The organism is Planktothrix sp. FACHB-1355, from assembly GCF_014748295.1.
Taxonomy (GTDB): domain Bacteria; phylum Cyanobacteriota; class Cyanobacteriia; order Cyanobacteriales; family Aerosakkonemataceae; genus Aerosakkonema; species Aerosakkonema funiforme_A.
The window spans coordinates 1-9,399 of sequence record NZ_JACJUP010000135.1; the positions used below are offsets into that span (position 1 = coordinate 1).

Here is a 9,399-nt window from a genome sequence, read left to right on the forward strand (position 1 = left end):
CACCCAGACGAGAAGGCGAGGAAGCCAGACAATTTCTAAGTGAAGCTGGTTTTCCCTTGTTCAAAGGTCAAATCAGAGAAGCTGTAGCATTCCAAAAAGCTGGCAATGATGGTGTTTTGGTGCATCAAGTAAACGATCGGCGTGCCAAAATAGCATGGAGCGATTATCAAGCAATTGGTAAGGAAATTTTCAGTGGCAAATAAACCAAACCGCTTTCACGGCTTAATGCAAACCATACGGCAGGAAAGTTCGCCGCTACCCGATGCTCAAGTAGAACAACTGCCAACAGCTAACAATACTTTATCGGGTGTAGTATCAGTTCCGCCAAACAAAATCTACCCCGATCCCGATCAGCCTCGCCGCTATTTTGATGAGATGGAACTCAACAAAATGGCAGCATCAATGCGAGAAATTGGCGTAATTGACCCGCTGACGGTGCGCCCCAAACCCAATAGCGATGGTGAATACGATCTGCTAGCAGGAGAGAAGCGCTGGCGAAGTGCAATCATGGCAGGATTGGAGATGGTGCCAGTTTGTATTTTTGATGTGGATGACAATACGGCTCTTGATATCAAGGCGATCAGTAACCTCCAGCGCTCAGACTTGAATGCTTGGGAGGAAACCCAAGCCATCATGGGAATGCTGATGCGAAATTTGGAGAGTTCCCAAGAGGAAGTTGTTAGCTTGCTAAACCTTGCTGCTAATCAGAAACGCGGAATTACGGACAACGTTGTCCGTAATTCAGATTGGCAGGTGGTTGAGGATGTCTTTAACTTAGTTGGCAGGCTGACTCCAGAAAGTTTTCGCAAGCATCGAGTGCCCTTACTCAAACTCCCCAGATCGATCGAGCAGGTGTTGCGTCAAGGAAAATTGCAATACACTAAGGTTAACGAAATTCTCAAACTCAAATCCCTTTCGCAGCAGGAGGCACTTTTAAATGAAGCGATTGAAGCTAACTTATCAGTAGAAGAAATTCGTCAGCGAGTCAGAGAAATGCGCCCTGCCAAAGGAGGGAAGGAGCAATCGCCCAATTTATCGGAGCGCTTGACGAGCGTCACTCGCGCTATCAAGCAAGCGAAGGTTTGGCACGATCCGAAGAAACAAAAGAGGCTAGAAAAGTTGCTTGGTGAATTGGAAAATTTGTTGCAATGATTGCAATGAGTTAACAGCCAAAGAGAAAATAGCTACTATGAAGCAATGGACTCTTTCGCACAAAATCAACCCCAACTTGCTTTTTCTGAAGCACATGCAGGAGAAGACCCACGTTTCATCTTTCGGCGAATGTTGATATTAGCGAGCGAAGATGTAGGACTAGCTGACCCCAATGCGGTAGTAGTAGTGAATGCTTGTGCAGAAGCATTTGATAGAGTAGGAATGCCAGAAGGACGCTATCATTTAGCACAAGCTACCTTATATTTAGCAAATACCGCCAAATCAAATAGCGTGATGGGATTTTTCGATGCTTTATCTGTAGTGGAAAAAGAGAAAGAAGCAGAAGTACCACCACACTTGAAAGATGCTAATCGCGATAACAAAGGATTCGGTCATGGTGTTGGTTATATATATCCTCACGCTTATCGCGAGCATTGGGTAGCTCAACAATATTTACCTGCTAGTTTGCAGGGACAGGTATTTTATCAGCCATCTCAACAAGGATTTGAAGGTGGAATTGCTTCAAGTGTTGCGCGTCGTCGAGAAGCACAGTTAACTGCTTCAGTAGAAGGTGTGGGGATAGCGCCAACAGAAGTGTTGACTTATGGAACAACTGATAGAGCAACCGAACGATGGTTGCAGCGTACTTTGTCTCAAGTGGGAGAACAATTGGGAAGAATAAGCGATCGGATTTTTAGTTTAACTCAAATCCAGCGACATCATGTAATACTTGACTTGAATGCAGGTAGCGGTTTACTTACTTGGGAAGCCGTCCGTCAAGTACCAGAAGGTGGCGTTTATGCTTGCGTTCGTAATTCACAAGAAGCATCAGCGTTAGAAGAACAAGCAGCTGCGCTACCAGAATTAAGGCGTCCGTTCGTGGTAGCATCGACTTTAGCAGAATTACCAAATGTTTTAGCAGCTTCTGCTGCTGATGTACGATTTGATTACATTATCGGACGCAACTTACTAACGCAAGAACCAGATAAAAATATTGCCGTACAGAAATTAGCTAAATTAATACCAAAGTCAGGTGTTCTAGTATTAGCGGAAAGCGTACCGCGTCATACACAACGTATTTATCGTTGGCTAGAAGACAAACAAATTGATGCTGATTTGTACGAAAGGTTGGTGATGGCGGAAGAAGCAATTTATGCAGACTCTTCAGATACAATGGTAAATTGGGACGTGGTAGATTTGCAGAAAGCTTTTTTGTCTGTTGGTTTAAGTGTGCAAATTTTTCCAGAACGTTTTCATTAATAAATGGCAGGGAACATATCAAAATTGATGCTGGTAATTATCAAAGAGGTAAATTAAAAGGCAGAAAACCTACATCAGCACAGTTATGTAAACATCGTGACGGTAACTACTACATCCACATTCAAATTAAAGACTCAGCACCAACGCCAATCAAATCTAATAATGTGATTGGTGTTGATTTTGGTCGTCGTGACATTGCTGTAACTAGCAATGGTGATAAGTGGGATGGGAAGCAAATCAACGATGTTAGAGACAAATTTTCCAGAGTGAGGGCATCTCTCCAGAAAAAAGCTACGAAAGGCACAAGGTCTACTCGCCGCAGGGCAAGGCAGATTTTGAAACGGTTGTCGGGCAAGGAGAGAAGATTTCAACAATGGCTAAACCACAACATTAGCAAGTCCATTATTCAGTCCGCATTAAAAAATCATGCGGTAGTGGCAATTGAAGACTTAACGGGTATTCGTGAAAGAACTCTTCAATTGCCAAGAAGTAAGACAGAGCGTAGACGTTCTAACTCTTGGTCTTTCTATCAATTGCGTTCTTTTTTGGAATATAAAGGCATTCAATTTGGAGTAGAAGTAATTGCTGTTCCTCCAGCTTGGACAAGTCAAACTTGCCATCAATGCCTACATATTGGATTGCGTTCTGACAAGCGCTTCAAATGTATTAATGAGGCTTGCTCTTGGAGTGGTGACGCTGATTTTAATGGTAGTAAAAATATTGCTGCTATTGGGGTGAATCTTGTAAACTCGCCCAGAGGCTCGAACTGTTTATGCTGTGTACTCAGTGTAGATAGTTCAGGGCTACTAAAAGCCCACACTGTACCCGATCGAGGGTCAGTGTGGGTAGTTTACTTCTAATTCTCTTCGTCCCACTTTAGCAATGCGTTTAGCTCAAACTCTATCTCAAAAAGAACTTGAAAAAATTCAAGAGTTGTTCAATCGCCACTTACTTCATCAAACATTACCTTGGTCAACAACTGTTGTTTTTGTTAGATAGTGTGTTATTGAATGAATCGATCCAACTGTCGATCTTCCCAAGATGTTGGGTCTTCCAAAGGCTCTAAGTGGGTGAAGATATAAGTTCCAGGGAGCGCTCGCACAATTGCCAGTTCGATCTCTTCACAGAGATCGTGTCCCTGCTTGACTGTCCAGGCTCCGGGGACTAACACATGCAAGGAGACAAAGCGACGTGACCCTGCTACCCTTGTTCTCAAAGCATGAAACTGAACGCCCTGAGAATCATAACGGGTCAAAATATCCGTGATAACTCCACGTTCTGGAATCGGCATCGCGGTATCCAGTAGCCCCAAAGCTGTCTCACGTAACAATTTCACTCCAGTCCAGACAATATTAGCAGCCACAATGAACGCAATAATGGGGTCGAGAATCAGCCAATGTGTAATTGGCACCAAAATTAATCCCACTATCACCCCTACTGAAGTCCATACATCTGTGAGGAGATGATGGGCATCTGCCCGCAACGTAATCGAACGCAAACGCTTACCCGCTCTTAGCATTGCCAGGGCTAGAGCACCATTGACGGCAGTGGCAACGAGAGATAGCCCTAATCCAATGCTCAATTGCTCTAGGGGCAGTGGATGTAGCAACCGTTCCCAAGCGGCAGCAGCAATACTTGCTGCTGCCACCAAAATCAATGCCCCTTCTACTCCACTAGAAAAATATTCAGCTTTGTAGTGTCCGAAGGAATGTTCTTCATCGGGCGGCTTAGCGGCATAAGTAACAGCCCAGGTTGCGACCACTGCTGCCACCAAGTTCACGACAGACTCAGCGGCATCTGACAGTAGACCAACCGAGCCAGTCAGAAAGTAGGCTCCTGCTTTGAGCGCGATCGTCAGCAGTGCAGCCCCGATGGAAAGAATCGTATAGAATCGAGCAGATTTGCTTTTCATCGAAAGTTTTTGCCTGACTTAACTAGCATAATAGTATTTTGGTGACTGCAATTTTTTGACTATCTAAGGTCTGTGACGGATTATGGAAAAATCAACCAATTCCTGTAGCCCTGAGTGCTGGGCTTAAAATTACCGCTTCAATAGAGACCAAAGATGGCTACTTTCAAGAATTAAAGTAACTGCCCATACCAAAATACTGATTCCAACCGCAGCCGCAGAAATGTCTTTAATTGTACGAATTCGTTCATCCTGGCGTTCCTGCCAAAAGTCACACAAAGCCTCGAGCGCGCTATTAAATAATTCAGCGACCAGCATCAGCCCCGTTGCGAAAAAAATTAAAGTCAGATCGACCCACTGTCGAAAACTAAAAGAAATGACCAGGATTAATACCGACAGAACGACTTTGTAAGCAACACTAAATTCAGTGGCTACAGCAATTCGTAGCCTTGATAGGACGACTTTGATTTTGCGGATGGGATGATAACCTGATTTACGAAATTTGCTTGACATAGATTTATAAACGGTGGTTAATCTCTAAAGACGAGTGAGATAGCAGTGGCAATCTGGCTTGGCAATTAATGTTTCCACCAAAGCATTTAACGTCACTGCGGCTAGAAGTCCTCCACCGAGACTACCCTCAATCGTGATGTAAGGAATTTGTGTTGTCATCAATTGCCGTTTGGCTGCCGGAGCATGACTAAAACCGATCGGCATTCCAATCACGAGGGCAGGTTGGATTTGTTGTTGCTCAATTAGCTTGCAAGCAGTAAGCAAGACGGAAGGGGCATACCCGATCGCCAGCACACATCCCTTCTGCATCTGTTGTAACCGCTGCTGCCAGCGATCGTGATTCCAAAAAGCTTGCTCGGCTTCACTGACTCCAGTAATGTGAGGGTCATCAATCAGCGTTTCCACCGCACATCCTAAATGAGCTAACCGAGGGAGATCGAGAGCAGCAGCGACAACCGGAACATCTGTTATGACTGAACACCCTGCTTTCAACGCATCCCGTGCAGAAGCGATCGCATTTGGGCTTAACCGAACCGAGTTCACCAAACTGACATCGCCACACGCCAGCACTAATTGATGCAGCAAATGGACGGCGATCTCAGAGTAAGCAGACAAATCAGGCAGCAGGTGTTGTAGGGATTCGTGAAACGCTTCTGGGTGGGTAGTTGTTTCGGCATCCAAATCGAGCCAAAGTTGGTCTAGCTTTCCCAACCCTTCCCGAGCATCCACGTCCAATTGCTTCAGTTGTGCCAGAGCTTCGGCTTGGGTGATTTGGCAGTCTAGATCGCGCCCCAACAATCCCTCCAAAGCCGATGCCGTTTGGCGGAGTCGGGTAATTTGTTGAATCACACAGCGATATTGCTGCTGCAACTGAGCTATTAATGTGGGATCTACTGTCTCTTCTGTTTGGCTGTCTAATAGTTGTCGAATGTGGGACAACTGAAACCCCTGCTGCTTCAGCGCGATCACCCGCCGTAATCGTTGCACATCCTGCTGAGTGTAAAGGCGGTAGTTGCCTTCTGAACGTTGCACGGGAGGAAGCAACCCAAGCGTGTGATAGTGCCGCACCATCCGAGGGGTAACGCCACCTCCCACCGCATCGGTCAATTCTTTGATCGTTAAGTGTTCGGTCTTCATCCTTTCAATTTACGCAAAACCTTGACATTGACACTAATGTTAAGGTTTAGGCTGAGAGGGTATTGAGCTAACGTTGAAAAACATGGTTGCGGCTACCCCTTCTACTTCTCGCTTCTCAACCCTCCTCAAAGAACATCCCGATGCAGTGGCGGCGATCGCCTGTGGAGTTCTGGTTTTCCTGGGCTGGCAGATGCTCAATTTCGGCTGGCTCGGAGTGGCTCTGTTTGTTCTGACGGCTGCTTATGCGATCGGTGGATTCGAGAGTGCGCGGGAAGGTTTGACAACCCTATTGAAGGAAAAAGAACTTGATGTAGACCTGCTGATGATTGTGGCAGCACTGGGAGCCGCAGCTTTAGGTCTGTGGCGGCGAGAGTATTATCTGATTGTCGATGGGGCAGTTCTAATTCTAATTTTTGCCATCAGTGGGGCGTTAGAAGGGTATGCTATGCAGCGGACGGAGCGCAGTATTCAGGGGTTGATGAGCTTAACCGCTGATACAGCGCGAGTGGTGCGGAACGGGCAGGAACGAACTATCCCAGTTTCAGAACTCAAGATTGGCGATCGAGTTCTGGTGAAACCGGGAGAATTAGTACCGACAGATGGTTTGGTCATAGAAGGATTTAGCACTCTCAACCAGGCTTCGATTACGGCTGAATCGATTCCAGTTGAAAAGACAGTTGGAGATGAGGTGTTTGCAGGCACGATTAATGGCAATGGGGCACTGCGGCTCAAAATCCACCAACCGCCTGAAAGTAGCTTGATTCAGCGCGTGATTCGTCTCGTTCAGCAAGCGCAAACGGAAGCGCCTCCCTCTCAACAGTTTATTGAACGATTTGAGTGCGGCTACGCCAAGGTGATCTACCACTGGGAGGCTGAAGGAAAAACGATCGTTTGGGTTGCCTATGCTGGAGAGATCTTGGGCATCATTGCGGTTGCAGATACAGTACGACCAGCGGCTGCAAAAGCGATCGCTCGATTGAAACGGTTGGGTATTGAGCAGATTGTAATGCTGACTGGGGATAACTCGCGCACGGCTCACAGTATTGCTCAGCAGGTGGGAGTCGATCGGGTCTATGCAGAGCTTTTGCCTGAAGATAAAGTGGATGTGATTCGCCAACTTCAGAAGCAATATCAGTCAGTGGCAATGGTGGGTGATGGGATCAATGATGCCCCTGCCTTAGCTCAAGCATCCGTTGGCATTGCGATGGGAACCGCAGGCAGTGACGTGGCGCTGGAGACGGCAGATATTGTCTTGATGGCGGATCGATTGGAGCGATTAGAACAGGCGATTTGTTTGGGGCGTCGCGCTCAAGGGGTAGTTAAACAAAATATTGTGTTTGCCCTCAGTTTCGTGGTGATTTTGTTGATTGCAAACTTTGCAGGTAATATCACCTTGCCGTTTGGTGTTTTGGGGCATGAAGGATCGACGGCGATCGTAACGTTGAGCGGATTGCGATTACTCAGGACTGGTTAGGATTTGGGAAATCCGATCGTCATGCTTTAGATATCAACCAGCTTTGTTACATCAAGTGCTTCAAAAACCTACTTATAGCTGAAGTTGTAGAAGCAGCCTTGTCTTTTCTAAATGCCACAATTTTAATTGTGACGCGAATGAGTAACCAACCGATCGCTTATCCATCCCAGGAGGAATTATGAAAGTTTTTCACCCCACATTTCACTCACAGGCAATTTTGCGCGAGGGCTTCAAGGACGCTGAAAACACCTATGAAACAGGTCAAATGTTCAAAGGTGTATGGGTGTTAGCCGATGCTCCCCTCGGTAATAATGGAAGTGCTGATGGCGACGTAGTTCTTTGCCTGGAAATTCCTGGCAGGCTCTTCGAGGACTACGAATGGGTTGAAGAAGATCTTGAGTGCAGAATGTATCGAGAATCATTCATTCCGGCAGCAGAACTAAACCGCTATCCTATCCAAGTCTGGAATGAGCAAGAGTAGCGATCGCTTGATAAACATCACGAGTGGAATTACTGCCAACGAAAGTTGTAAACTTCACACTACCTGACTGAAAACCAGCAACCATCCTGTACTTTGCTTTCCAAAAAACTCGATCGCCAAATAACCATATTACACAGTAGAACTTTGAAGAAGTGAGGTACAGCAGAGATGTCGCAAGTAGTAAAAAATTGAGATTTATAGAGATTAACTACAAAAACATCAGAACCTGTCTCATAGCACGAGTAGGCGATCGCATTGGTAAGGGGATTCGGGTTGCGCCTAGAGATGCCTTGGTCGCGGATTCAACCGATGCTGCTAATCGGGGTGCTGCTTATGGTCTACGCCAATCTCTCGATACGATCGGTGCTTTTTTAGGCCCTTTATTGGCATTTGGATTTCTGAGTGCAGGGCAAAGTTTTCGGTTCATCTTTACCGTCGCATTGGTTCCTGGAATCTTAGCTGTATTCTGTCTTGCTGTAGGGATACGTGAGCCTCGACAGCCTTACCATACTTTGAGCCGTCCAAATCCACTCAATTTTCAAGCCTTGAAGAGTCTGGGTATCGCCTATTGGGGATTAGCGATCGCTGCATTGCTATTCAACTTGGGTAACTCTAGTGAAGCGTTTCTGCAACTGAAGGCCAAACAAGTCATGATTCCCGACACTCACATTCCGCTTGTTTTGGTGGTAATGAATCTTAGCTATGCTTTGAGTGCTTATCCAGTGGGAGCATTGAGCGATCGCGTTAACCGTAAAACGTTGCTGATTCTGGGTTGGAGCTTAAACGCTCTCATTTATCTAGGTCTGGCGTTTTCTCAAACACCCTGGCAAGTTTGGCTGTTGATTGCGAACTATGGCTTGTATATGGGGATGACTCAAGGAGTGTTGCTGGCAATGGTAGCGGAGCGAGTACCGGAGCATCTTCGAGGTACAGCATTTGGGTTTCTCAATCTACTGGTGGGATTTGCCCTATTACCTGCAAGCTTTTTGGCAGGATGGCTATGGCAAACTGTAAGTCCAGAATCGGCATTCCTGGTTGGCAGTGGTTTTGCAGCGGTAGGAATTGTTGTGATCTCCTTGCAGCAACAAACTGAGTTGGAAATTTGATATTTAATTTAGATTCATATATTTCCATCACTTATCTTACGGGTTTTTCCCAAATTTCCTATGCGATCGCGTTCGATTGGAAACGTCGTTGGAAAGCCTTGCGCTTTCTTACTAATTGTCGGATTTTGAAATGCGACAATTAATAAGAAAACGATCGCATCTCCTTAAAACCTGTCGAATTTTAAAATTCGACAGTGACCGAGTGTTAAAACTGTCGTATATTAAAATTCGACAGTGCGATCTAACTTATGCCGAAACAGAAAATTGTCATTGGAATTTTAGCGAATGCAGGTGGAGTAGGCAAAACAACCCTAGCCGTCCATCTAGCTTACGAGATATGCAAGCGAGGTCAGACAGTAGCATTAAT

The 9,399-nt window shown here is 45.9% G+C and carries 9 protein-coding genes and 1 pseudogene; 7 read left to right on the forward strand and 3 right to left on the reverse strand.

The window, feature by feature from the left end; genetic code table 11:
* The 4 genes and pseudogenes from H6S82_RS08760 to H6S82_RS08775 form a co-directional block, all read left to right on the forward strand.
* A pseudogene (locus tag H6S82_RS08760) lies at window positions 1-203 on the forward strand (ParA family protein); the annotation flags it as partial.
* Window positions 193-1,152, forward strand: a complete 960-nt coding sequence (locus tag H6S82_RS08765) for a ParB/RepB/Spo0J family partition protein (RefSeq protein ID WP_190471200.1) — start codon at window positions 193-195, stop codon at window positions 1,150-1,152. The pseudogene H6S82_RS08760 and the gene H6S82_RS08765, both read left to right, overlap by 11 nt.
* 45 nt (window positions 1,153-1,197) lie before the next feature.
* Window positions 1,198-2,412: a hypothetical protein gene (locus tag H6S82_RS08770; RefSeq protein ID WP_190471196.1), complete on the forward strand. Its 1,215-nt coding sequence runs from the start codon at window positions 1,198-1,200 to the stop codon at window positions 2,410-2,412.
* Window positions 2,334-3,272 (forward strand): transposase, encoded by a 939-nt coding sequence (locus tag H6S82_RS08775; protein ID WP_322111980.1) that lies wholly within the window; start codon window positions 2,334-2,336, stop codon window positions 3,270-3,272. Before H6S82_RS08770 ends, H6S82_RS08775 begins: the two co-directional genes overlap by 79 nt.
* A gap of 143 nt (window positions 3,273-3,415) precedes the next feature.
* Here H6S82_RS08775 and H6S82_RS08780 read toward each other — a convergent pair whose 3' ends face one another.
* From H6S82_RS08780 to H6S82_RS08790, 3 genes are all read right to left on the reverse strand, one after another.
* Window positions 3,416-4,324: a cation diffusion facilitator family transporter gene (locus H6S82_RS08780; protein WP_190471191.1), complete on the reverse strand. Its 909-nt coding sequence runs from the start codon at window positions 4,322-4,324 to the stop codon at window positions 3,416-3,418.
* A gap of 129 nt (window positions 4,325-4,453) precedes the next feature.
* A complete protein-coding gene (locus tag H6S82_RS08785) occupies window positions 4,454-4,834 on the reverse strand; it encodes a diacylglycerol kinase (protein WP_190475800.1) in 381 nt (126 codons plus the stop codon).
* A gap of 24 nt (window positions 4,835-4,858) precedes the next feature.
* Window positions 4,859-5,971: a precorrin-8X methylmutase gene (locus H6S82_RS08790; protein WP_190475799.1), complete on the reverse strand. Its 1,113-nt coding sequence runs from the start codon at window positions 5,969-5,971 to the stop codon at window positions 4,859-4,861.
* Window positions 5,972-6,053: 82 nt separating this feature from the next.
* Between H6S82_RS08790 and H6S82_RS08795 the strand changes: the two genes are divergently transcribed.
* The 3 genes from H6S82_RS08795 (at window position 6,054) to H6S82_RS08805 (ending at window position 9,032) form a co-directional block, all read left to right on the forward strand.
* Complete coding sequence (locus tag H6S82_RS08795) at window positions 6,054-7,445, forward strand: HAD-IC family P-type ATPase (RefSeq protein WP_190475797.1); 1,392 nt, start codon at window positions 6,054-6,056, stop codon at window positions 7,443-7,445.
* Window positions 7,446-7,623: 178 nt separating this feature from the next.
* On the forward strand, window positions 7,624-7,926 hold the full coding sequence (locus tag H6S82_RS08800) for a hypothetical protein (protein WP_190475795.1): 303 nt from the start codon (window positions 7,624-7,626) through the stop codon (window positions 7,924-7,926).
* Window positions 7,927-8,114: 188 nt separating this feature from the next.
* Window positions 8,115-9,032 carry an MFS transporter gene (locus H6S82_RS08805; protein ID WP_199315657.1) on the forward strand — a complete coding sequence of 306 codons (918 nt, stop codon included), beginning with the start codon at window positions 8,115-8,117 and terminating at the stop codon, window positions 9,030-9,032.
* Window positions 9,033-9,399 lie beyond the last annotated feature (367 nt).